This window comes from Moraxella sp. FZLJ2109 (assembly GCF_024296965.1).
GTDB lineage: Bacteria > Pseudomonadota > Gammaproteobacteria > Pseudomonadales > Moraxellaceae > Moraxella.
The window spans coordinates 146470-170889 of the sequence record NZ_CP101112.1 but is presented as its reverse complement, the minus strand read 5'-3'; the positions used below and the strand labels follow the sequence as shown (position 1 = coordinate 170889).

The 24420-nt window shown below is 46.2% G+C and carries 23 protein-coding genes; 16 read left to right on the top strand and 7 right to left on the bottom strand.

Features of this window, described 5'->3' with window-relative positions; genetic code table 11:
- Positions 1–4: 4 nt before the first annotated feature.
- Positions 5–172, bottom strand: coding sequence for a hemin uptake protein HemP (hemP, locus tag NKU06_RS00855; RefSeq protein WP_253223941.1), 168 nt, complete (start codon positions 170–172; stop codon positions 5–7).
- Between the two features lie 230 nt (positions 173–402).
- Here hemP and NKU06_RS00850 point away from each other — a divergent pair, with 230 nt between their 5' ends.
- The 7 genes from NKU06_RS00850 (at position 403) to hemE (ending at position 7608) form a co-directional block, all read left to right on the top strand.
- Positions 403–1434, top strand: coding sequence for an NUDIX domain-containing protein (locus NKU06_RS00850; protein WP_254731627.1), 1032 nt, complete (start codon positions 403–405; stop codon positions 1432–1434).
- Positions 1435–1684: 250 nt separating this feature from the next.
- Positions 1685–3037: a glyceraldehyde-3-phosphate dehydrogenase gene (locus NKU06_RS00845; RefSeq protein WP_254731625.1), complete on the top strand. Its 1353-nt coding sequence runs from the start codon at positions 1685–1687 to the stop codon at positions 3035–3037.
- Between the two features lie 201 nt (positions 3038–3238).
- Complete coding sequence (locus NKU06_RS00840) at positions 3239–3550, top strand: type II toxin-antitoxin system RelE/ParE family toxin (protein WP_254731623.1); 312 nt, start codon at positions 3239–3241, stop codon at positions 3548–3550.
- A 5-nt stretch (positions 3551–3555) separates the two neighbouring features.
- Positions 3556–3888, top strand: a complete 333-nt coding sequence (locus NKU06_RS00835) for a DNA-binding transcriptional regulator (protein WP_254731621.1) — start codon at positions 3556–3558, stop codon at positions 3886–3888.
- 222 nt (positions 3889–4110) lie between these two features.
- Entirely contained in the window at positions 4111–5325 is a 1215-nt protein-coding gene (cgtA, locus tag NKU06_RS00830; RefSeq protein WP_103033889.1) for an Obg family GTPase CgtA, read from the top strand.
- Between the two features lie 9 nt (positions 5326–5334).
- On the top strand, positions 5335–6465 hold the full coding sequence (proB, locus tag NKU06_RS00825; protein ID WP_254732092.1) for a glutamate 5-kinase: 1131 nt from the start codon (positions 5335–5337) through the stop codon (positions 6463–6465).
- Between the two features lie 72 nt (positions 6466–6537).
- A complete protein-coding gene (hemE, locus tag NKU06_RS00820; protein WP_254731619.1) occupies positions 6538–7608 on the top strand; it encodes a uroporphyrinogen decarboxylase in 1071 nt (356 codons plus the stop codon).
- 63 nt (positions 7609–7671) lie between these two features.
- Here hemE and NKU06_RS00815 read toward each other — a convergent pair whose 3' ends face one another.
- Positions 7672–8958, bottom strand: coding sequence for an acetyl-CoA C-acetyltransferase (locus NKU06_RS00815; protein ID WP_254731617.1), 1287 nt, complete (start codon positions 8956–8958; stop codon positions 7672–7674).
- 276 nt (positions 8959–9234) lie between these two features.
- On the opposite strand from NKU06_RS00815, the gene NKU06_RS00810 reads away from it, so the two are divergent.
- The 5 genes from NKU06_RS00810 to folD all read left to right on the top strand — a co-directional run bounded on the left by NKU06_RS00810 (position 9235) and on the right by folD (position 14481).
- Complete coding sequence (locus NKU06_RS00810) at positions 9235–10605, top strand: 3-oxoacyl-ACP reductase (protein WP_254731615.1); 1371 nt, start codon at positions 9235–9237, stop codon at positions 10603–10605.
- A gap of 82 nt (positions 10606–10687) precedes the next feature.
- Positions 10688–11581 carry a MaoC/PaaZ C-terminal domain-containing protein gene (locus NKU06_RS00805; RefSeq protein ID WP_254731613.1) on the top strand — a complete coding sequence of 298 codons (894 nt, stop codon included), beginning with the start codon at positions 10688–10690 and terminating at the stop codon, positions 11579–11581.
- Positions 11582–11612: 31 nt separating this feature from the next.
- A complete protein-coding gene (locus NKU06_RS00800) occupies positions 11613–12875 on the top strand; it encodes a serine hydrolase (protein WP_254731611.1) in 1263 nt (420 codons plus the stop codon).
- Between the two features lie 72 nt (positions 12876–12947).
- Positions 12948–13484 carry a hypoxanthine phosphoribosyltransferase gene (gene hpt, locus NKU06_RS00795; protein ID WP_254731609.1) on the top strand — a complete coding sequence of 179 codons (537 nt, stop codon included), beginning with the start codon at positions 12948–12950 and terminating at the stop codon, positions 13482–13484.
- A 142-nt stretch (positions 13485–13626) separates the two neighbouring features.
- On the top strand, positions 13627–14481 hold the full coding sequence (folD, locus tag NKU06_RS00790) for a bifunctional methylenetetrahydrofolate dehydrogenase/methenyltetrahydrofolate cyclohydrolase FolD (protein WP_254731607.1): 855 nt from the start codon (positions 13627–13629) through the stop codon (positions 14479–14481).
- Positions 14482–14676: 195 nt separating this feature from the next.
- Here folD and NKU06_RS00785 read toward each other — a convergent pair whose 3' ends face one another.
- From NKU06_RS00785 to NKU06_RS00765, 5 genes are all read right to left on the bottom strand, one after another.
- Positions 14677–16449 (bottom strand): sodium:solute symporter family protein, encoded by a 1773-nt coding sequence (locus NKU06_RS00785; protein ID WP_254731605.1) that lies wholly within the window; start codon positions 16447–16449, stop codon positions 14677–14679.
- A gap of 3 nt (positions 16450–16452) precedes the next feature.
- Positions 16453–16710 carry a DUF4212 domain-containing protein gene (locus NKU06_RS00780; protein ID WP_254731603.1) on the bottom strand — a complete coding sequence of 86 codons (258 nt, stop codon included), beginning with the start codon at positions 16708–16710 and terminating at the stop codon, positions 16453–16455.
- 545 nt (positions 16711–17255) lie between these two features.
- Entirely contained in the window at positions 17256–18248 is a 993-nt protein-coding gene (locus NKU06_RS00775; RefSeq protein WP_254729516.1) for an IS110 family transposase, read from the bottom strand.
- A 387-nt stretch (positions 18249–18635) separates the two neighbouring features.
- The gene (locus NKU06_RS00770; protein WP_253223920.1) at positions 18636–19250 is read right to left on the bottom strand and encodes a 3'-5' exonuclease; all 615 of its coding nucleotides are present in this window, start codon (positions 19248–19250) and stop codon (positions 18636–18638) included.
- Positions 19251–19262: 12 nt separating this feature from the next.
- A complete protein-coding gene (locus tag NKU06_RS00765) occupies positions 19263–21074 on the bottom strand; it encodes a DUF294 nucleotidyltransferase-like domain-containing protein (RefSeq protein ID WP_254731601.1) in 1812 nt (603 codons plus the stop codon).
- Positions 21075–21334: 260 nt separating this feature from the next.
- On the opposite strand from NKU06_RS00765, the gene dcd reads away from it, so the two are divergent.
- The 4 genes from dcd (at position 21335) to NKU06_RS00745 (ending at position 24405) form a co-directional block, all read left to right on the top strand.
- Positions 21335–21910 (top strand): dCTP deaminase, encoded by a 576-nt coding sequence (gene dcd, locus NKU06_RS00760; RefSeq protein WP_253223918.1) that lies wholly within the window; start codon positions 21335–21337, stop codon positions 21908–21910.
- A 151-nt stretch (positions 21911–22061) separates the two neighbouring features.
- Complete coding sequence (locus tag NKU06_RS00755) at positions 22062–22358, top strand: polyhydroxyalkanoic acid system family protein (RefSeq protein ID WP_254731598.1); 297 nt, start codon at positions 22062–22064, stop codon at positions 22356–22358.
- 2 nt (positions 22359–22360) lie between these two features.
- Positions 22361–23839 carry a D-alanyl-D-alanine carboxypeptidase/D-alanyl-D-alanine-endopeptidase gene (gene dacB / locus NKU06_RS00750; protein WP_254731596.1) on the top strand — a complete coding sequence of 493 codons (1479 nt, stop codon included), beginning with the start codon at positions 22361–22363 and terminating at the stop codon, positions 23837–23839.
- Entirely contained in the window at positions 23836–24405 is a 570-nt protein-coding gene (locus NKU06_RS00745; protein WP_254731594.1) for a DUF4126 domain-containing protein, read from the top strand. Before dacB ends, NKU06_RS00745 begins: the two co-directional genes overlap by 4 nt.
- Positions 24406–24420 lie beyond the last annotated feature (15 nt).

The following is a 24420-nucleotide window of genomic DNA, read 5'->3' as shown; positions in this document are numbered from 1 at the left end:
ATGGTTATTTGGTCAAGATCAAGCGATTGTTGCGCGTCAAACGCAAGCGATATTCTTCACCCTGATGTTCGATACGCACTTCCTTGGTCATGGCGAACAGATTCTGTGAATATAGCGTCGGCAAATGGCTGTGCGTGCGATTGCTAAAATAACGCGCGATAGAGATAGTCATGGCAAATTTCCTTGTGTACGGGGATTGGGTATTTTCCCAAGCCGAAAAGCTAAACTAAAACTGCTGCTGATTAAGCAGATTCTTGCGATTGTTCATGATAAATCTTATCAAACAATAATAATTATCATTTGTGTTTATGATAGCAGATTTTTGATAAATTGCAAATCCAAATTGCCATTATTGGGAAAATTTATCAAAAAAGTCTATAACTCATTGAATTTAAAGTATTTATGAAATTACAAAATCCCCAAACTAACCCAATCATCCGTGTCGCTGTGGCAGTCATTCGCTATAAGGATGAGTTTTTGCTCGCGATGCGCAAGGCTCATCAGCACCAAGGCGGTAAGCTTGAATTTGTCGGTGGCAAGATAGAGCAGGGCGAATCGGCTGAATCTGCACTGATTCGAGAAGTAGGCGAAGAGATTGGGTTACAGTTACAAACCGACCAGTTGGTTCGTTTTGGTGTGATAGCTCATGACTATACGGATAAGTCAGTTGAGCTGCATATTTATCAATCACATCTTAATAATATTCAGTACCAAGAGTTTCGCCATTGCACACATGGCACAGAAGGGCAAAGTTTGCATTGGCTTGGATTATCAGAATTATTAGCAAGTGCTGATAGGCTGCCTAAGGCAAATGTTCGGATTATAGATTGGTTATCCATACCATCACAGATCATCATTTCACACGCATTATCGCACTTTGCAGGTATTGATGAATTTATTAATTATTATGTAGATAAGCTACCAAATCATACATGGTTTTATCTGCGACCACAGGCTGATCTTGTGACCACCATTCAGATTTATCGCGCGATGAGAAGTAAGCGCGCTGATGTGCAGATGATTGTCGGTGATAGGCTGTACCGCGCTTATCAAGATGAGATGGCAGGTGTGGTGGTGAAAATATCTGCTCAGACTTTGGCGCAATGTGAAGATGTGGCGTTTGGCTTAACACAAGATATGCCACAAGACATACCACAAGATGTGCGATTGCTGCTGGGTGTGCATGATGAAGTAGAAGTGCAGCGCGCCAATCGCTTGGCGGTTCACGCGCGCGTACTGGCTGGCTTAGTCTCGCCTGTGCTGCCGACCTTAAGCCATCCTGATGCGCCTGCACTGAGTTGGGATGGTTTTGAAAAATTGGCAAGTCAATTAAGTATGCCTGCGATCGCCTTAGGTGGGTTATCCTTGTGTGATAATATCACCGCAAAACAGCACGGCGCGATCGCCATCAGCGGTATTCGTGGCTTTTTATAAATTATTTTAAATTCGGCGAAAATATTATCTAAATAAAAGCAGAAATTTTGCATAAATTTCAAGCAAATCAATACTTTATCACATAGTTTATATAAATACTGCCATTTTATAAATAAATTAAAATTGCGAAAACGGTTATTTTGTTTTACAATCATCTAGATTTGGAAATTTCGCGGTCGATTTTTGTATATTTTGGAATTATATAACAAAATCGGTGATTTTAACTATATTTTTACAACAAGGTGGTCGTATGTCTGCTAATCTGTACCAATCTCATTTGGCAACTCGCCAAGCCCAAGAAGCAACCGCAGCCAAGCTTATTGCAGCGTTAAGCTTGTTGGCAGCAAAAGATGTAACCGTATCGTTCTTTGGTGAGCGTGTGGCATTGTCTGTTGCCAAGGTGTTGGCACTGCATGATCAGCACGGCATGGATGTGGCTGCATCATTGGCTCTAGCAGAAAGCTTGGTTGCACAGGGTGCTGCGACTGCTCGTATTGACCTAGGTCAAGCCATCAAAGTAGGCAAATCAGCAGCAGACTTCGCTCAAGGCACAGCGGCAGCGACAGATGTCGTACTGTATGGCTTTGGCCGTATCGGTCGTATCCTAGCACGCCTATTGATGAGCCGTCCTGCATCATCAGCAGGCTTGCAGCTAAAAGCCATCGTCGTGCGTCCAGCGGGTGAGGGTGACCTTGCCAAGCGTGCAAGCCTACTAGAGCGTGACTCAGTACATGGTTGGTTTGATGGTAGCGTGAGCATCGATGAAGCCAATAACGGCATCATCGCCAATGGCCGCTTTATCCAAGTCATCTATGCAGCTGACCCAAGCGAAATCGACTACACCGCTTATGGTATTGATAACGCACTTGTCATCGACAATACAGGTAAATGGAAAGATGAAGCAGGTCTAGGCAAGCACCTAGCATCAAAAGGCGTAGCAAAAGTACTGCTAACCGCACCTGCCAAAGGCGACATCAAAAATGTGGTCTATGGTGTGAACCATGCCACCATCGGCGATGACAAAATCGTCTCAGCAGCCAGCTGCACCACCAACGCCATCACCCCAACACTAAAAGTACTACACGATGCCTTTGGTGTGGTCAATGGTCATATGGAAACGGTTCACGCCTTCACCAATGACCAAAACCTAGTGGACAACCACCACAAAGCTGACCGCCGTGGCCGTGCTGCACCGCTGAACATGGTGATGACTTCTACAGGTGCGGCATCTGCTGTCTCAAAAGCCATCCCAGAGCTAAAAGGCAAGCTATCAGGCAATGCCATCCGTGTACCGACACCAAATGTCTCATTGGCAATCTTGAACCTAAACTTCGAAAAAGAAGTCGGCACCGCTGATGATCTCAATGCCTTTATGAAAGCTGTCGCCCAAAGCGAACAATGGCAAGAGCAAATCAACTACTCAGATTCACCAGAAGCAGTCTCAACGGACTTCGTCGGTTCTGAAAAAGTGGCGATTTTTGATGCCAAAGCAACCATCGCCAATGGCAACCGTGCGACTATGTACATCTGGTACGATAACGAAATGGGCTATAGCACCCAGGTTATCCGTGTCGCCGAAGAAATGGCAGGCGTGCGTTACTAATCGCTTAATTGCTGAGTAATTAAACCACCAAGCAGTGATGTTTGGTGGTTTTTTCATGACTGATAATTAAAATTAATGGCAATCCTTTGCTAATTTATCCAAATATAACCCAATCTTTAAAGACTGGATTATATTTGGATAAATTGACTTGCTTTTTATAATACAATGTATTATAGTACATTGTATTCAATATGAGATTAAATGATGTACACCATTGCTGAGACTGACCAATTTATCCGCCAAGTTGATGACATTTGGACAGATGATGAACGCCTTGAATTTTTTGAGTATTTGGCAAACAATCCCTTAAAAGGTGATGTTATTCCTGCACTGAATGGACTGCGAAAAATTCGTTATGCTGCCAAAGGGCATGGCAAGCGTGGCGGTGCTCGCATCATCTACTATAATATGCTTGATGATGGTTTGATTATTGCTGTTGCTATTTATCCAAAAAATGAACAGGAAAACCTAAGTCAAGCCAAGCTAAAACAACTTGCCAAAGATAAGGAGTAAGCCAAATGAAAACCTTACCTAATTTTGACATTAACGAAGTCATGCAAGCCATCATTGCCGATGAGCCAGATCTTATCGAACATCAAGACAGTTTGCACAGTGCTTTAACACAACTAAAAAATGGTGAATTTGCTCGCACAACCGTCATTAGTCAGCCTGCTCAAATTCGCCACAAGGCAAACCTATCCCAAAGTCAGTTTGCCCGTGCCATTGGCATTTCGGTAAATACGCTCAAATCATGGGAACAAGGGCAGCGCCAGCCGAGTGGATCAGCGCGCGTCTTGCTTGACTTGCTTGCCCGTCGTCCTGAGCTGATTGGTGAGCTTGCCACTATTTAGACGCCCAAAAGCCCAAGCTAATAAACCGCACCCCAAAAGTCAGATATCAAGCTTTGGGGTGTGTTCGCTTGCGTATTCGACGGTTTTTCTTGGCTCAATAATCCCCCAAAACCTGTCAAACTATGCTAAAATACATGACTATGCCCAAATTTTGTGCGGTGGGTGGTCGCATGGGCGAAAGATTTTTTTATTTTAGTCAGAATTTAGTCAGTTGGAAAAGATATGCGTTTTATTGATGAAGCTGTGATCAGCGTCAAAGCAGGTGATGGCGGTAATGGGATTGTGAGTTTTCGCCGTGAGAAATTTGTCCCAAAAGGTGGGCCAGATGGCGGTGATGGTGGCAAAGGCGGTGATGTCTATGCTATCGCTGATGATAATACCAATACTTTGGTGGATTATCGTTATACCCGTAAATTCGAAGCTCGCCGCGGCGAAAATGGCGGTAGCAAAAACTGCTCAGGCAAAGGGGCGGATGATATTTATTTGGCGGTGCCGATTGGTACGACGATTATTGATACCGATTTGGATTTGGTGATTGGTGATTTAACCGAAAAAGGACAAAAAATTCTCATCGCCAAAGGGGGTGATGGCGGATTTGGTAATACCCGCTTTAAATCCAGTACCAACCAAGCACCGCGTAAAGCCACACCAGGCTTCCCAGGTCAAGCCAAAAACATCAAGCTTGAGCTAAAAGTTGTCGCTGATGTTGGCTTGATTGGCCTGCCAAATGCTGGCAAATCAACTTTTATCCGTCAAGTGTCGGCAGCTCGCCCAAAAGTGGCAGATTATCCATTTACCACGCTTGTGCCAAATCTTGGCGTGGTCGATGTTGGCACGCACCAGTCCTTTGTGATGGCGGATATTCCAGGTCTGATTGAAGGTGCGTCTGATGGTGCAGGGCTTGGTATTCGTTTTCTTAAGCACGTAGCGCGTACTCGTCGCCTGCTCCACATCGTCGATGTACAGCCGATTGATGGCTCAGATCCTGTAGCGAACGCTGAGATTATTCTAAATGAACTTGAGAAATTCTCGCATGAGCTGTCACAGCTACCGCAGATTTTGGTATTGAATAAAATTGACCAAATCCCTGAAGAAGAACAAAATGCAGTCTGCACCGACATCGTCGCTCGTCTAGGCTGGACGGGTATGGTGTTTCGCACATCAACCCTGACTGGTGATGGCGTGGATGCAGTGAAGTTTCATCTGATGAACGCCATCGAAGAAGAGCGTGAGCGTGAAATCGAAGACCCAATCTTTGCCGAAGAGCAGGCCGAACGCTTCCGTCGTCTCGAGGAAGAAGTGCGTCACAACACCGAAATCCAAAAAGAAGCCTATCGTGCGATGCGTAAAGCACAGCGTGAAGGCATCAGTGATGATGACGATGATGATTTTAATGAAGATGATTATGATGTCAAAGTCGAGTACGCACCGTACTGATTGGGCTTGATGGATGGCATGATGGATAAGCGCATGAACACCAAACGCATCGTCGTAAAAATCGGCTCATCACTTCTGACCAACAATGGTCGTGGGCTAGATCGCACGGCGATTTATGAATGGGCAAGACAAATCGCCGAGCTACAAAACAGCGGTCATGAAGTGCTGCTGGTCTCAAGTGGTGCGGTGGCCGAAGGGGTGGTGCGGATGAATCTGCCTGAGCGGCCCAAAAAGCTAGAAGCTCTGCAGGCGTGTGCATCCATCGGGCAGATGGGGCTGATTGAGACTTGGTGGCAAGCATTGATCCAAAAAGGTGTGCAGTCGTCACAAGTACTGCTGACCCATGATGATTTATCACATCGTTCTCGTTATCTGAATATCTCACAGACCATCGCTCAGCTGATGGAGTGGCGTGTCGTGCCAGTGATTAACGAAAACGACACCATCAGCTATGATGAGATTAAGTTTGGGGATAATGACAGTCTTGGGGCGATGGCAGCGGCGATGATTCATGCCGATTTGTACATCATTTTGACTGACCAAGATGGCGTATTTACCGACAATCCCCGCACCAATCCTGATGCTAAGCTGATCGAGCAAGAGCGCGCGATGGCAGATTATCTATTCGATGTCGCAGGTGATGGCGGTAAATGGGGTAGTGGCGGTATGCTGACCAAAATCCGTGCCGCACGCCTAGCTGCGATGAGTCAATGCCAAACCGTGATTACCAGTGGCAAGGTGGATGATGTGATTATCCGCTTGGCTCGTGGCGAGCGTATCGGTACGCTACTGACGACTGATAGCACGGATAAGCTGATTGCCAAAAAACAATGGCTGGCTGCACATATCCGTATGGCAGGCACGCTGATTATCGATGATGGGGCAAAAACCGCCATCACGACCAATCACAAGAGCCTGTTGCCAATCGGCGTAATCGAAGTGCAGGGTGATTTTGATGCAGGCAGTGTGGTGCAGATCGTCGATACCAGCAAAACTCGCATTGCTGTCGGTCAAGTCGGCTTTTCATCCGAGGATGCCAAATTAATCATCCAAAAAAACTCCGCCCAAATCAAGGCCATTTTACCGCATATCGATGAAAAATCCGTGATGGTGCATCGAGATGAGATGGCGATTTTATAACGATTGAGTTGCGAAATTTTAAAATTAACACTTGCTAATGATTACCAATTATTTGCTAATTTAGGATAAGCTATGACCGAATTTGCTCCACTAAAAAATGACCGCCTACTGCGTGCCATTCGCTTTGAGTCTGTGGATACGACACCTGTGTGGATGATGCGTCAAGCAGGGCGTTATTTGCCAGAGTACAAAGAAGTCCGCGCGCAGGCTGGGGATTTTTTGAGTCTATGTAAAGACACTGATAAGGCAACCGAAGTGACTTTGCAGCCGCTGCGTCGTTTTGAGTTGGATGCGGCAATTTTATTCAGTGATATTTTGACGATTCCTGATGCCTTTGATTTGGGTCTATATTTTGCCGAAGGTGAAGGCCCTAAGCTTAAAAAGACCGTCCGCACCGAAGCGGACATCGCCGCCTTGCCAAAGATTGATATGAATTCATCGCTGGATTATGTGATGAAAGCAGTAACAAGCATTCGCACAGCATTGAATGGTCAAGTGCCGTTATTTGGTTTCTCGGGCAGTCCGTGGACATTGGCGACTTATATGGTCGAGGGTGGTTCTAGCCGTGAGTTTCGTCATACTAAGCAGATGATGTATGCCACACCTGAGCTACTGCACGCACTGCTAGCCAAGATTGCTGATGCGGTGGTGGATTATCTGGATGCCCAAATCCGTGCAGGAGCGCAGATTGTGCAAATTTTTGATAGCTGGGGTGGAGCGCTTGGTCATCGCCAATTTACCGAATTTAGCCATCGCTACAACAAAGATATCGTCAAGCGTCTAAAAGCCATCCATCCTGAAGTGCCTGTGGTACTATTCACCAAAGGCGGTGGGCTGTGGCTAGATATCCAAGCTGATAGCCAAGCCGATGCACTGGGACTGGACTGGACGATGCCACTGGATAAGGCACGCCATACACTATCAGCACTGAACGCCAAAAAAGCCCTACAAGGCAACCTAGACCCTGCGACCATCTACGGCACACCTGATGCCATCCGAGCTGAAGTCAAGCGTATGCTGGATGATGCTTATGTGCTGGATAAGACAGGTTATGTGGCGAACTTCGGGCATGGCATCACTCAGTGGTCAAATCCTGATCATGCCAAAGCCTTTATCGATGCGGTGCATGACTATCAGATTTAAACAGCGTCGGACTAAAAAAGACTTGGTATGTGCCAAGTCTTTTTTTATTGTGGGTTAAATATCTTAACGCTCCAAAATACAAGTCACGCCTTGACCACCAGCTGCACAGATAGAAATCAATGCACGACCCGAGCCTTTTTGGGCAAGTAGCTTGGCAGCAGTTGCCAAAATGCGACCGCCAGTCGCTGCAAATGGATGTCCTGCAGCTAGGCTTGAGCCATTGACATTCAGCTTACTGCGGTCAATCGCCCCTAGCGGTGCATCCAATCCTAGACGAGTTTTGCAAAAATTCTCATCTTCCCAAGCTTCCAGTGTGGATAGTACTTGTGACGCAAAAGCTTCATGAATTTCATAAAAATCAAAGTCTTGGAGTGTCAGACCCGCCTTGGCAAGCATCTGCGGTACGGCATAGGCAGGTGCCATGAGTAGACCTTCGGTAAGACCATTTTTACCAATAAAATCCACTGCAGCTGTCTGTTGATGGGTGATATATGCCAGTGGTTCATAGCCATGCTCCGCCGCCCATGCTTCGCTAGATAGCAGTACACAAGAGGCACCGTCGGTCAGCGGTGTGGAGTTACCTGCGGTCATGGTTGGATTGGCATTCTTTTTGCCAAAAGCAGGTTTTAGCGTACCAAGCTTTTCTAGCGTGGTATCGGCACGCAAGTTATTGTCTTGAGTCAGTCCTTTATATGGCGTAATCAAATCATCAAAAAACCCTTCTTGATAAGCACGCGCCAAATTTTGATGGCTATTAAAGGCAAGCTTATCTTGATCGGCACGGCTGATATCCCATTCTAGTGCTGTGATGGCTTGGTGCTCACCCATGGATAGCTGTGTGCGAGACTCACCATTTTGTGGAAAGGCAATTAAGTCTTTTGGATTGATACTGGCAAGTGCCGTCAAGCGATCTTTGGCAGTTTTGGCATTGCCAAGGCGGATCAAGGCTTTGCGCAGTCCATCACCGAGTGCAATCGGTGCGTCCGATGTGGTGTCTGTACCGCCTGCGATGCCGCTGTCAATGATGCCAAGCGCGATTTTATTCGCGACAGCAAAGGCAGACTGCAGCCCTGTGCCACAAGCTTGTGAGATGTCATAAGTGGGTGTGGTGGCAGGCAGACGCGTGTTCAGCACCGCTTCACGCGTCAAGTTCAGATCATTGCTATGCTTAAGTACAGTACCTGCAACCACTTCACCGATTGGCTTATCAGCCAAATCAAATCGCTCAATCAAGCCATCCAAGGCAGCGGTGAGCATATCGATATTGCTTGCGTCAGCGTACGCGCCATTACTGCGCGCAAAAGGGATGCGATTACCGCCGATGATGGCGACTTTTTTGATTTGGCTCATGAGATTCTTCCTTAAAAAATGATTGAATATCCTAAGCATACCACCTTTACTGCTTAAATGCGAAAAGTTTTCGCCTATTATAATAAATAGTTATGAAAAATTGAGTTTTATAAACCAAATTTTTATAGGTATGAATTTTGGCTGTACATCGTCAAGATTTTTGTAATAATAGGGCTTAACTGTGATAAAATAAACAGTTATTATTTGTAATTTATCAAGAATAAACATCGATCAGCCTTGGCGGTAAAGGGCGATTTAATAACAAAGGAGCAAAATATGAGCGATCGTTATGGTGAATTGGTACAGTCATCAATCGGCAGAAAAGTAGCCAAAAATCTGGGCTTGCCGATGCCGATTAAGCTTGACCGCTATGAGCTGGGACAGCCTGTGGTGCGCGGCGAAGTGGCGTTGGGATTGTCACTTGGTGATGACAGCAGTGTGCGCGATGAGTTGGCGCGTATTTTGGCAGGGCATGATGCCAAGGTGTCTTGTAATCAGGCTGATATTTTCACCGCTAAGGCAGGTAGTTTAAGCGAGCGATTGACGGATGAGAACGCGCGCTTTAAAGTGGCGATTTTTGATGCGACCAATATCCGCACGGCAGCCGAGCTTAAGCAGGCTTATGAATTTTTCCACGCGATCGCCCGTTCGATCAAATCATCAGGCAGAGTGATTGTCATTGCGCGTCCCGAGTGCTGCACAGGTACAGACATTGGCTTTGCGATGGCTCAGCGCGCACTGCTTGGCTTTGTCAAATCGATCGGCAAAGAGTTCAAAAAAGGCATCACCGCCCAAGTGCTGTATGTCCAAAAAGGCGCGGAATCTGAGCTTGCGCATACGCTGAATTTCTTCATGTCAGCCAAATCTGCCTATGTCTCAGGTCAAGCGGTGGTGATCAAAAAATCTGCCCAAGCCACAAGTGATACTTTGGCAGGCAAAAAGGTGCTAGTCACAGGCGCAAGTCGCGGTATCGGCAAAGCAATCGCCCAAGTGCTGGCGCGTGATGGCGCGAAGGTGTATTGTCTAGATGTGCCACAAGCTTTGGCAGATTTGCAAGCGGTGGCAGGCGAGATTGGCGGTTTTGCATTGCCGCTTGACATCACCGATCCAGATGCAGGTAGCCAAATCATCAGAGCGTGCGGCGTGCTGGATGGCGTCGTGCATAATGCAGGCGTGACGCGCGATAAAACTTTGGCGAAGATGAGTGATGAACAGTGGGATCTGGTGATGAATATCAACCTTGCTGCCATCGCCAATATCAATGCGCATCTGCTTGATGCCAATGGCTTATCTGACGCTGCGCGCATCGTCTGCGTGTCAAGCATCTCAGGCATTGCAGGGAACTTGGGTCAGACCAACTACGCGATGAGTAAGGCTGGGGTGATTGGGCTTGTGGAAGCGACCGCCAAGCTATTTGCTGATTCGGCGCGTACGATTAACGCTATCGCCCCTGGATTTATCGAGACCAAGATGACAGGTCAAATCCCATTTGCCATCCGTGAAGCAGGCCGCCGTATGAACTCAATGAGCCAAGGTGGTGAGCCTGTGGATGTCGCTGAGACCATCGCATGGATGATCGCGCCACAAGCAGGCGGCATCAATGGCAACATCGTCCGCGTCTGTGGTCAGAGCCTATTGGGTGCATAATTTAGTATTTATAAATAAATCGTGCTGATTATGCTAATACACTTAATATAATCAGCACGATCAAAAGCCAAAAGGAAGTGTTATGTCAGATTTGCAATTTACAGAATTGCCAAAAATACACACAACTTATGCCAATGTCATCAAAAGCCTATTGCCGCATGGTGACAGCAAGGCAAGCGAGTTGCCGACGGCGGTGTATAGCGTAGAGAAACTGGTGATCGACCAGGGTAATCTGCGCGAGTATCGCAAGATTTGCAGTTTTATGGATGATGGGCGTGTGCCTGCGACTTATTTTGCGGTGCTGTCGCAGACTTTGCAGATGAATATGATGGCAAAGCCTGATTTTCCTTTTGCGATGCTAGGACTGGTGCATATCCACAACAGCGTCACGCAGCACCGCGTGATTTTCGATACTGAGACAGTATCGATGGCGGTGCGATTGGATAATCTTAAGGCGCATGATAAGGGGCAGCAGTTTGACTTTATCACCACGGTATCGATTGGTGATGAAGTGATTTGGCAAGGCGTATCGACTTATCTGTCGCGCCAAAAAAAGAGCAAGCAAGAACGCGCTGCTAATCCTGCCAAGCCTGAGACAGCCAACCCTAAGCCTGAAGTGATCGAAGGCGGACTGCATACTGTGGTTGATGTACCTGAAGACATCGGTCGCCGTTATGCGTTTGTCTCAGGGGATTTTAACCTAATTCACCTACATCCATTGTCAGCGCGTGCGTTCGGCTTTCCAAAGGCGATCGCGCATGGAATGTGGACCAAAGCCAAATCACTGGCACTGCTATCCAAAGCCTATAAACTGCCTGCTGCTTATACGGTGGAAGTGGCGTTCAAGCAGCCTGTCTTTTTGCCATCGAAAGCTGAGCTGATCAGCGATGTGCCGTGTGATTTGGGCATTGAATTTGGGCTGTATGCCGTCTCTAGCGATAAGCCGCATTTGGTCGGCAGCATCGCTTTTTTGTGATTGATTGTAAATAATAATAAAAGAATAGATTATGTCAAATTGGCAAGATTTTGAAGATATTTTAAAAAAATTACAACTCGACGATGCGCCTGCTGGCGGTGCTTTGGTGATTTATCATCAAGGCAAAAAAGTCGTCGATACCGCTGTGGGTCAAGCGCTGCCTGAGCTGCCGTGGTCATCATCAACTTTATCGGTGAATTTTTCGATCGGTAAAGGCGTGATGGCGACTTTGATTGCGGTTTTGGTCAGTCGTGGGCTCGTGCGCTATGATGTGCCGATTGCGACTTATTGGGCAGACTTTGTCCAAAATGGCAAGCAAGACATCCGCCTGCAAGATGTTTTAACCCATAGCGCAGGCTTATTTGACATCACAAGCGTCACCACCGATGCCAATGATTTGCTTGATTGGCAAGGTATGACAAGTAAAATCGCCGCCATGCCTGTGGGTGTGCCACGCGGACAAGCGGAGCAGCAGTATGCCAGCGCGTACAGTGCTTTGGTCTCAGGCTGGGTCTTGGGCGGTGTGGTCGAGCGCGTGACTGGCATGAGTGTCAATGATGCACTGGATACTTATTTGGCACAGCCTTTGGGCGTATCGGGCGAGCTGTTTTATGGTGTACCTGAGTCGTTGGTGGCACAGATTGCCAAGCCAGAACGCTATTTTTATGAATTGCCAACCGAAAACACACCGCGCCGCAAGCCTGTGCTGAAGCCTGATAGCCCAGAGACGCTTGCGACCCTTGCGCATTTGCCAGCAGCACAGCTTTGGCAGCCTGCACTCGGTGATGCGCCGATCAGCACTGCTGCGGTGAATCGCTTGTACTTTGACACCAGTCGCATGAACCTTGCCAATTATAAAAATGCACTCATGCCAAACAGTCGCGATGGGCTAGAATATCACCGCTCCGATGTGCTGATGGCGTGTATTCCTGCGGCAAACGGCGTCTCTACCGCCAATGCACTTGCCAAAATCTACGCCATGCACGCCAATAATGGTGTGGTGGATGATAAGGTGCTGATCGATGCTGATACTTTATCGCAGATGCGCACGGTGCATACCGACGGCTTTGATGCAGTAATGCCTGCCAATATGCGCTGGAGATTGGGTTTTCATCGTGTATTTAGCCTAAACAATACCAATCAAGCTTATGGGCATATGGGCTATAATGGTTCGGTGGCATTTTGTGATCCAAGCCGTGAATTGTCTTTTGTATTTATTCATAATTTTGATACGACCATGCTTAATGACATTCGCCAATTTGCCTTGTCTGAGATGGCATTGAGCCGTACATAATTGATTAATCATTATTTAGTTTTATTGGTGAATTGATTGATTATTTACCAAAGTTAATTATTAGGAGTAGCCATGAGCGAACCGCGTGAAATGAATGTGATGATTTCTGCTGAGCAGATTGCCGCACGAGTCAAAGAATTGGGCGAGCAAATCAATGCTCATTATGCAGGCAGCGATAACGAGTTGATTTTGATTGGTTTATTGCGCGGTTCGGTGATTTTTATGGCGGATTTGTGCCGTGAAGTGACCAAGCCACATGAAATTGATTTTATGACTGTATCAAGTTATATTAATAAAAGCACTGTATCAAGTGGTGATGTCAAAATCATCAAAGACCTAGACAGCGAAATCAAAGGCAAAGATGTGCTGATCGTCGAAGACATCATCGACTCTGGCCGCACCTTGTCAAAAGTCGTGGAAATCCTACAAACTCGTGAACCAAATTCAATTGAGCTATGCACTTTGGTGAGCAAGCCATCGCGCCGTGAGATTGAGATGCCTGTGAAATTCATGGGTTTTGAAGTTGAAGACCGCTTTATCGTGGGCTACGGTCTGGATTATGACCAAAAATATCGCCATCTACCATTCATCGGTGAAATTGGACTGTAATCAAGATTGAGCCATCGCATAATTTAATTTGCGGTGGTTTTTTATATTTACGAATATTTGCAACTGGTAAATTTTGTACAAATTGACTATAATTGACTAGATTTGCAACTTTCTTTTTTGACCCAACAACAAAAGGTGAATTATGGCATTGGTATTAGATGGCAAAGCATTGGCGGCACAGATTGAGAATGAACTCAAAGAGCGTGTGGCGGCCTATAAAGCCAAAACAAACCGCACTCCGATTCTAGCAACCATCTTGGTTGGCGATGATCCTGCATCAGCGACCTATGTACGCATGAAGGGCAATGCCTGTAAGCGTGTCGGCATGGATAGTATCCGTGTAGAGATGCCTGAGAGTACCACCACCGAAGAGCTGCTTGCCAAGATTGATGAGCTCAATGCCAACCGTGATGTGCATGGGATTTTGTTACAGCATCCAGTGCCTGCACAGATTGATGAGCGTGCGTGCTTTGACCGTATTAGCTTGGACAAAGATGTCGATGGCGTGACCTGTCTAGGTTTTGGTAATATGTCGATGGGTGAGCCTGCTTATGGTTCTTGCACACCGCAGGGCATCATGCACTTGTTGAATCACTACAAGGTTGAGTTGGCTGGTAAGCACGCTGTCGTTGTCGGTCGTAGTGCCATTCTTGGTAAGCCAATGGCAATGATGCTACTGAATGCCAACTGCACCGTTACCATTTGCCACTCTAAGACCAAAGATTTGCCAAGTCACATCGCCAATGCTGACATCGTCGTCGGTGCGGTCGGCGTGCCTGAGCTGATCAAAAAAGACTGGATCAAGCCTGGTGCTGTGGTGGTGGATGCAGGTTTTCACCCGACGGATACAGGCGGCTGCGGTGATATCGAGCTGGGTGGTATCGAAGCGGTGGCATCGGCATACACGCCAGTACCAGGTGGTGTCGGTCCAATGACGATTAATACACTAATCCGCCAAACAGTCGAAGCTGCCGAAAAAGAAGCAGGATTGGCTTAATCATCATTTTGTTGTGATGATCAATGCACTCATTCAGTTGGGTGCATTTTTTTTGCAATGTATCTGGCCGTTGACTTTTTGGCTAGATTAGTTTTTGTTCATGCTTTTGGGTGATGTGACAGCAATTATTAGGATTTGGACGCCAAAAACAAAAGCCATCCAAGTGGACGACTTTTGAGAAGGCGGGTGGGCTGATTAGTGATCAACAGCAGCACCAGCACCTTTTGGATAACGGACGCTTTCGACTAGGTCTTGTACTTCTTTTGGTGGCGGTGGTGTCATCGATGACACGATGAACGCAACCACGAAGTTGATCAAGGCTCCGATAGCACCAAATGATAGCGGTGAGATACCCATGATCCATTCTGCTTCGACGTTTTCGAAGGTGTTGGTACCAGGGATGAAGAACCAGCCCATGTACAAGAATACATAGATACAAGTAATCGCACCACCAACAATCATACCTGCTGTTGCGCCTGCAGAGTTGATGCGTTTTGAGAAAATACCCATCATCAAGGCAGGGAATAGGGTAGAGCCTGCGATACCAAAGGCAACAGCAACAACCTGAGCGGCAAATCCTGGTGGGTTGATACCTAGGTAAGTCGCAACAGCGATCGCTACAGTCATTGAGATACGAGCCGCCATCAATTCACCTTTATCAGTAATATCAGGCTTGATGGTCTTCTTGATCAAGTCATGCGAGATCGCAGATGAGATCGCAAGTAGCAGACCTGCAGCGGTAGATAGTGCAGCAGCTAAGCCACCAGCAGCAATCAGACCAATCACCCAGCTTGGAAGGTTGGCGATTTCAGGGTTTGCCAATACCAAGATGTCGTTGTTCACGGTTAGCTCGTTACCTGCCCAGCCTTTTTCGGCAGCGACAGTGGTGTTGAACTCTTCGTTCTTGTCATTATAGTACTGGATACGACCGTCGCCGTTTTTGTCTTCAAACTTCAATAGACCAGTATTTTCCCAGTTGGTCATCCACTCAGGACGCTCAGCATGGACAAGCGTAGGGGCATCGCGACCTTCTGGATAGACGGTGTTGATGATGTTTAGGCGCGCCATAGAGCCGACCGCAGGGGCTGTGGTATACAGTAGGGCGATGAAGAACAGTGTCCAGCCCGCCGAAGTACGCGCATCAGAGACCTTTGGTACAGTAAAGAAGCGGATGATAACATGTGGCAAACCAGCAGTACCCACCATCAATGACATGGTCAGTAGGAACATATTAAGCTTATTTGGCACATCAGCGGTGTATTGATCAAAGCCAAGATCGGTGACCAGCATATCAAGCTTTTGTAGCAGCGGTACACCACTTGCGACATCTGTGCCGAACATACCGATTTGTGGGATTGGGTTGCCAGTTAAGTTCAGCGAGATGAAAATCGCAGGCACCATATAAGCAATCATCAAAACGATGTACTGCGCCACCTGAGTATAGGTGATGCCTTTCATACCACCAAGTACAGCATAGAAAAGTACAACGACAGCCGCGATCAATAGACCTGTGGTGCTATCAACTTCTAAGAAGCGCGAGAACGCAACGCCTGCACCAGTCATCTGACCGATAACATAAGTGGTACACGCTAGGATCAAGCACACGACAGCGACAAGGCGCGCGGTCTTAGAATAAAAGCGATCACCGATGAAATCAGGTACGGTGAACTTACCGAATTTACGCAGATACGGCGCAAGTAGTAGCGCAAGTAGTACGAAACCACCTGTCCAACCCATCAAATATGCCGATGCGGCATAGCCACCCATGGCAAGCATACCTGCCATCGAAATGAACGAAGCCGCACTCATCCAGTCAGCGCCTGTTGCCATACCATTGACCACAGGGTGTACGCCACCACCAGCGACATAGAACTCTTTGGTAGAGCCAGCGCGCGCCCAAATCGCGATACCGAAGTACAGCGCGAACGACGCACCAACAAATAGAATATTAATCCAAAACTGACTCATGGCTTAGTCCTCCGTCACGCCAAATTCTTTATCGATTTTGCCCATGCGCCATGCATAGAAGAAAATCAATAAAATAAAGACAATCATAGAGCCTTGCTGACCAAACCAAAAGCCCAAATCAGAACCGCCTACTTGGATACCGGCAAGCATTGGGCGTAGCCAAATGGCAAAGCCGTGCGAGCAAAGTAGCCAAAGAACGAGACAAAGGACAATTAAGCGAACATTGGCTTTCCAATATCCTTGTGCATCATGTTGTGACATAAAAATCACTCCTTATGAAAGCGCAGGGATTTGGAACCAAAACGGTGAAGTGAATTGCAAATCCCTGCAAATTATTCCATTGTTGTCGATCCGCTTTTAATCATTCAATAACAACAACACACTCAAGAACATCATATTCCATCATTGTGGTGAAAAAATTGATCAACAATCAGTCAGTCTGAACCAGCACTTGATAACTCATTCATAAAGATTGATTATACAAAAACGGATGTTTATAGCATAACACAACTTGTGGCAATTGCAATACATTTGTATCGAAAAATTGTTAAAACTTGCCAATTTGTAACGGGTTGTAATGAGAAAATTTATAAAAATATTCTTATTTATCAATGAGTTAATATTTTAGGAAGTTATAACATCAATACTTGAATTATGCAGAAATTTTTTAAGTTATGTAGATTGTGCAAGACACAGGGGTGGGGTAATGATGGGTTTTAGCAATTTTTAAGATGAATTTTTAATGAAGTAATTTAATAAAATTAAAAAAATGCGTAGATACCATCTCCCAACCCCAAAGTCAAACCCTAAATTGCCTGAATTTGTGGTTGGTAGGGTTTTTGGTGTTTAATGACACCAAAACAGATTTGTACAAGCTTACGCATGGCAGCACATAAAGCCTGCATCTTGCATTTGCCATTTTGTTGTAAGCGTTCGTACTGGTCTTTAATATCAGGATTGTATTGAGTAGCCACCACTGCTGCCATATACAATTTGGCACGAATGCTTGAATTGCCGGTTTTAGCCAGCCTTGACCTGCCCCTAAATAAGCCTGATTCTTGCTGCTTGGGAATCAGTCCTAAAAAGGCGGATACTTGCTTAGCATTATTAAATTGTTTGGTATTAAACAAAGCAAGCATTTGTCTTGAGATGACTTGTCCTACGCCTTTGATGCTTTGTAGTAACGCTTGATCGGCTTTGAGTTTGGGGTGGCGTTTGATGTGATTATCTATATCGTCATTTAATGCTTTGATGGCTTGTTTCAGATGGGCAATGACCGCATCAATGGAGTCTTTGACTGCCTTTGGTGTGTCAGTTGCCTCTGCTTTTTCTTTACGATTTTCTTCTCGTTGTAAGTCTTCATGTAACGCATCAAGACGAGACAGCAGAGATTTTAAATGACGAGCTTCATGACTTGGGGCAATCCAGATGTCGGGCTGTGTGGTTGCACCGTATTTGGCAAGGATGATACTGTCTTTTTTATCGGTCTTTTGTCTAACACCCAAGCTGTCAGCATAGTGTTTGACAAAAGCAGGATTAATAATACTCACCTGAAAGCCTAAGTCATATAAGTAATAGGCTAGGTTTTCATGATACACTCCTGTGGCTTCTAGGACGATGTGAATGTCGTTAAAACTGACATCAGAACCCAAATTGTCTGCTAGCCAGTCGCTAAGCCGTATAAAGTCTTCAAGTGTGTTGTCAAAGATTTTGGTTTTGACTTTCATGCTTGATAAGTCTTTGAGCCAAGCCACATCCAGTTTATGTTTACTGACATCAACACCGATGTAATAAGTCATTGCATCTATCCTTGTTCATTCAGCATCATTGATTGTATGACAATCAAGTGCTTGGATACCATTCAGATTTACGATGAAAAGGAAGTTACTTGGGTTTAATCTACAAAACAGCATCAAAGTACTTAGGGTGCGTAAAAACTCACAAGTAACTTAGGTTGATGGTATAATCTACCATGCTACCACCAAGATAGCTAGTCTTAGGTGGTAAGATACAAGGGTGCGTTGTACGCACCATTTTGTCGCAAAAAGCAAGGTGCGTCCCACATGGTAATTCATCAAAAGTGTCTGATTTTAAATTAAGTAGTTTTGTAAATTGACACTAAGTTGCTTGTTGGTGCGTTGAACGCACCCTACAGCCAGAGTGGGATTTTTAAAAAAAGCAACAAACTACACACGCCGATGCTTGAGCGCAAGATACATCATTGCCACATTGATGGCATCATTGAGTGCATCATGGCGTGGCAAATCAGGAATACCAAGGGTTTTCACCATATTTGCCATGGTCAAATCCACTTCTGCATCATAATATTTGTGCTTGGTTTCTTGGGCGTGGAACAGCCGCGAGACTTCGATTTGCTCTTGGGGCAGGATGATGCCAAGCATCGGTTTTAAGAATTTATTCACCATCGCCACATCATATTCCAAAAAATACCCAACGAGCGGACGACCACCGACGAAGTGCAGAAATTCTTCTAATGCCGCTTCAATCGTCACGCCACTGCTCAGATCCTTGGGGCGAAGTCCATGAATGGTGACATTGGTCGCTTCCATCATGCCTTCAGGCTTGATCAGAATCTCAAAAGCTTCACTGGTCAAAATGCGATTACCGCGAATTTTTACCGCGCCGATGGAGATGATTTGTGCTTCGGCGACATTTAGACTTGTGGTTTCACAATCAAAACTCACGAGCTCATCAGGATGGCTTTGGTACAAAAAATCATAATCAGGATTTTTAAGCTGTTTGCGATAATAGCTGTGGCGCAATTTGTCAAAAAACTTCATCACATCGCCCCTTTAGTTGCTCAAATGAAAATGCGCATTGACCATGTGTTTGAAGCGTTTGACTACTTGCAGGGCGTCTTTGAGTAGGTCGCGCTCAAGCGTGGAGAGGTTTTCGGTGGCGACTTGGTTGGGCTGCACTTCTAAGCCATGCTTAATAGAAAATAAGCCATTTTTTAGTCGCGTGTGCATCAGATAAGCAAGTGCTTCGGCGACATCTTGGCTCAGCTGCTTTTCGATAATTCCCATCTCAGCAAGCTTATTGATGCGCTCAAAAGTGTTGGTCTCAGTGATACGAGCCTGTAAACTCAAGGAGCGCACGCCATGCACGATGGGGAAAGTACCCATTTTTTTGATGTCCATTTTACGCTTTTCTTGACCCAGAATCTGCGCAAAAAACCCTTGCCCGTCTTCATTAAATTGATTCACCACGCGCGCAAAGCCCATCAGCATACCGACATCATTTTGTAGATAAAATTGTAAATGATTCTTAACTTCATAGAAAAGCTCTTGCTTGCCTGTGATGGGTTTGGCATCGATAAAAATCGCAAGATTCATCATGTTCTCACCGCTTGCTGTACGACACCATGAGCCGACCATTTGTTTAAATTCACTAATAGGCTTACACCAAGTGGGGTTATTGACCATGATTTTGCCTTGGCAAGGTGGATAGCCAAAATCATCAAGCACCGCCGAAAATGCCTGCGTATAAGGCATTACTTCTTCAAGGGTCAAATCATCATCAAAAATCAGCGCATTGTCCTGATCGGTTTTTAGCACTTGTTCGCCACGACCTTCAGAACCCATGACAATCAAGCAAGACTTATCAATGATATGTTCAGGCGCGATCAATCGCCAAGCTTTTTCAAATAGGCGCGCGTTCAGTACTTGCATCAGCTGAGCCAGCTGCTTAGCCTGCATGCCATTGCTAAATAAAGCAGCGATGGTGGCATTCATCTGTGTGGCGACGCGGGTAAGCTCGCCAAGACTTGTCGCAACTTCCAGTTTCTCCGCGATAAGATGACTGTGATTGGATAGAAATGCTAAAATATCAATCTGCTCAAGCATACCGATGGGATCGCCATTTTTGGTGACGACGACGCGCTGAATGCGATGATTCATCATCTTAAGCAGCGCGGTGAACATAAAATCATCGACATCAGCACTGATCAGCTCAAAGCACGCCCACTGATGAATGGGCGCGTGCGGATCGAGCGTATCACCACTTTGGATCATCACATCGCGAAACAGCGATTCTGCCACCAGACCGATTTTGCCATTATGATGAATCAGCAGCGATTTGCTCTTATTTTCTTGCATGATTTTGCCTGCTTGGATCAGGCTTATTTCACCTGAATGCAGCTCATCGTAAGGGCGATAGGCGTCTTTGATCTTGGCGGTGAATAGTCCAGCCAGTTCATTTTCGCGCTTATTGCCGGTTTGTGCTTTGAGTTTATCGGCGATATTGGCGAAAAAATACGCGCCAAATTCGCTGTTTTTCTCGATCAATTCACGAATCACGGCTTTTGGAATGGCATACAGCAGGCTTTGTTCGGCGGCGATGAAGCTGTGGCGATACGACTGCTCAAACAGCGCGCGCGTATCGAAGCTGTCCGATGGGTGATAAATGGCAAGCACTTCGCCATCGGCATCGACTTCTTGGACGATGCCTTTGATGATGATGTAGAGCGTTTCGACGGCGTCTTGGGGGCTGATGACTGTGGCATGATCGTCAAAAAAGACGATGTCGGTGGCTTTTTCAAGCTTGGTGCGCTGCCTGGTGGTGAGTGCATTATAAGGCGCGGTGCTAAAGTCAAAACGATTCATCGAAACATCCTTTTTTACAACAATTTTTGTAGCAAATGAATAAGTCTTATGTTAGCAAATTATCAAGATGAAGCCAAGTGGTATAAGCAATTTTCCAAGAGTTTGAATCAAGGATAAAAAATTTTGGCGGTGATAAATTTAAAAGATCCATTGATAATTCAGCGTTAAATTTTGCCAAATTTCAAATGCAATTGCTACTACTCAAATGCTGATAAATGCCTTATAATAGCCATCAAGAAAACTATCCAAAGAGTACAACCATGTCTATCAAATCCGATCGCTGGATCCGAAAAATGGCTGAAGAACACGGCATGATCGCGCCATTTGAGCCAAATCAAGTGCGCTATAATGAAAAGGGCGATAAGCTGGTCAGCTATGGCACATCTAGCTATGGCTATGATGTCCGATGCGCCAATGAATTTAAGGTCTTTACCAATGTACATTCAGCGATCGTTGATCCGAAGAATTTCGACGAAAAAAGCTTTATTGACATCGTCGGTGATGAATGTATCATTCCACCGAACTCATTTGCACTGGCACGCACGGTTGAGTATTTCAAAATCCCGCGCGATGTCTTGACCATCTGCCTTGGCAAATCGACCTACGCACGCTGCGGCATCATCGTCAATGTCACGCCGCTTGAACCTGAATGGGAAGGTCATGTGACTTTGGAATTTAGTAATACCACCAATTTGCCTGCGCGCATTTATGCTGGTGAAGGCGTGGCACAGATGCTGTTTTTCCAATCGGATGCCGATGATGTCTGCGAGACTTCTTACAAGGATCGCGGCGGAAAATATCAAGGGCAGACGGGTGTGACTTTGCCAAAGACTTAATCTGCGGCTTGATGACAAATAGCACTTGCTAAAGCTCTGTTTTTACAGGGCTTTTTATTTGTAATATTGTAACAGTTACAAAATGCCACGGAAAATTTACCATTGATGCTATAAAATAGGGCAAATTTTATTTACATACAAAAGAGTAATTATGAGTGATATTCGCATTGAACAAGCCCACAGTTTTGATTTTGCCACCGCACGCGCACAAGCCAAAAAATGGCTGAGCGAAGCTGAGTCGCAATTTGGGCTAAAGGCTGATTATATCGAAGGTGAGACAGCTGATACCGCGAGCATTTCAAAGGCGGGTGTTGATGCTAAGGCAACTTTGACTGCTGATAAGATTGTTTTTGAAGCGTCATTGGGCTTTTTTGCCAAGCCATTAAAATCTGCCATTAGCTCAGGCATTGGTGAAGGTTTGCAGAAGTATTTTGTTAGTGCAGCATGAAAATGATTCATAAATTGCGCTGCCGTATTGCCATGCTGCCACTGATCATGGCGATGGTGGTTGGTACGAGTGCACAGGCAGAATTACCTGCCAATATTAGCGCACGGCTAAAAGCGGCAGGCGTGGATGATGCCGCCATGAGCTTGGTGGTTGAGCCGCTTGGTAAGGGTGAGCTGCGCATTCGTCATCGGGACTCGGCACTGATGGTGCCGGCATCGACTCAGAAACTGGTGACGACATTTGCCGCGCTAGATACATTGGGTGCGGACTATCGTTGGCAGACGCGCGTGTATCAGCATGGGGCGGTGATGGGCGGTACTTTGTATGGTGATTTGATCATCGTTGGCGCAGGTGATCCTGCATTGACTTATGATGCTTTGACAAGCCTATTTGAAAAAATCAAGCAGCGCGGTATTAAGCACATTCATGGCAATATCATCATTGATAATCTTGCTTTTAAAGGTGCGTCATTTGATACTGCATCGTTCGATCGGCAAGCACTGCGCGCGTATAATGCACAGCCCAATGCCTTGCTTGTGAATTTTGGCACGATCGAAGTCTCTGTCACACCAAAGAGCAACACCCAAGCCAGCATCACTGTTAAGCCAAGCTTAGCAAATTTCACTGCACCTGAGCAGATGCCGATGGTATCTGCGACTTGTACTAAGGCAAATTCACCCAATTTTGATCTGACTACCCAAGCACTCAGCGTGCGCGGTGTGATGTCCAATCAATGTGCCGCCAGTCAGTTTTGGCTTGCCTTTGCTGATACCAATGCACTTGCCGTTAAAGCGGTGCAGGGCGAGTGGCAAATAATTGATCCAACTTTCACAGGTCAAGTCATTATCGCACAGCAAGCTTGGGATATCAAGGCGCAGGGCGGTGCGCATTTACCGATTGTCACTTGGTATTCTAAATCGCTAAAAAGCTTAATTGCAGACATTAATCTGTATTCTAATAATGTCATGACCGAGCAGATGGCACTGAGTTTGCCATTGACTCAAGGAGCTAAGCAGTCGGATTATCCACAAGCGTTTGCCTTTTTGACATCGTGGTGGAAAAGCAAATTATCAACCACACCACCTGAGATGACGCGCGCATCAGGCTTGTGCCGCGACTGTAAAGTCAGTGCGAGTTCGATGGTCAGTTTGTTAATTTTTGCTTATCATTCACCGAATTTTGAGCCGTTTTTGGCATCCTTGCCTGTGGTCGGTCAGACAGGCACGATGGCAGAGTTTGCCAAACGCCAACCCCAAAGCCTAGCCATCGGGCGCGCGTGGATGAAAACAGGTACTTTAGATGGCGTGCATACGATCGCAGGCTTTGCCAAAGATGCCAATGACGAATGGTATGCGGTGAGTGCGATGATCAATGCGCCGAGTTCGCAGATGACATATGATGTGATTTTGGCGCTTGATGAAGTGCTGAACGGCATCGCCAATTATCCAAATCAATCAACAACACACAAGGAATCACCATGACCATAGAAATGCTGATTAGTATCTGCTTGGGCGTAGGACTTGCGGCGAGTACAGGTTTTCGCGTATTTGTACCATTGTTCGGAGTGTCTTTGGCGGCGTATTTTGGCATCATTCCGCTGAATGAAGATTGGATGTGGGTGGGCAGCTTGTCGGCATTGGTGATTTTGGGCGTGGCAAGTGTCATCGAAGCCTTGGGCTACCTTGTGCCTGTGGTGGATAATTTACTTGATACCATTGCTGTGCCATTGGCAGGCGTGGCGGGGACTTTGGTGATGGCAAGCACATTGACAGACATGAGTCCTGCGATGACTTGGGCGCTGGCTATCGTCGCAGGCGGTGGGGCGGCTGCGACCATCAAGACCACTTCGGCAGCGACACGGGCGGTATCGACGGTGACCACAGCAGGCGTGGCAAATCCAGCATTCGGCGCGGCTGAAACTACTGCGGCGATTGGACTGTCGGCACTATCGATCTTTGTGCCTGTGCTGGGCTTTATTGCGGTACTGATTGCGTTTTTTGGCTTGATCTGGCTTGGAATGCGCATTAAAAAGAAAATGGCACAATAATTTATACCAACTAAA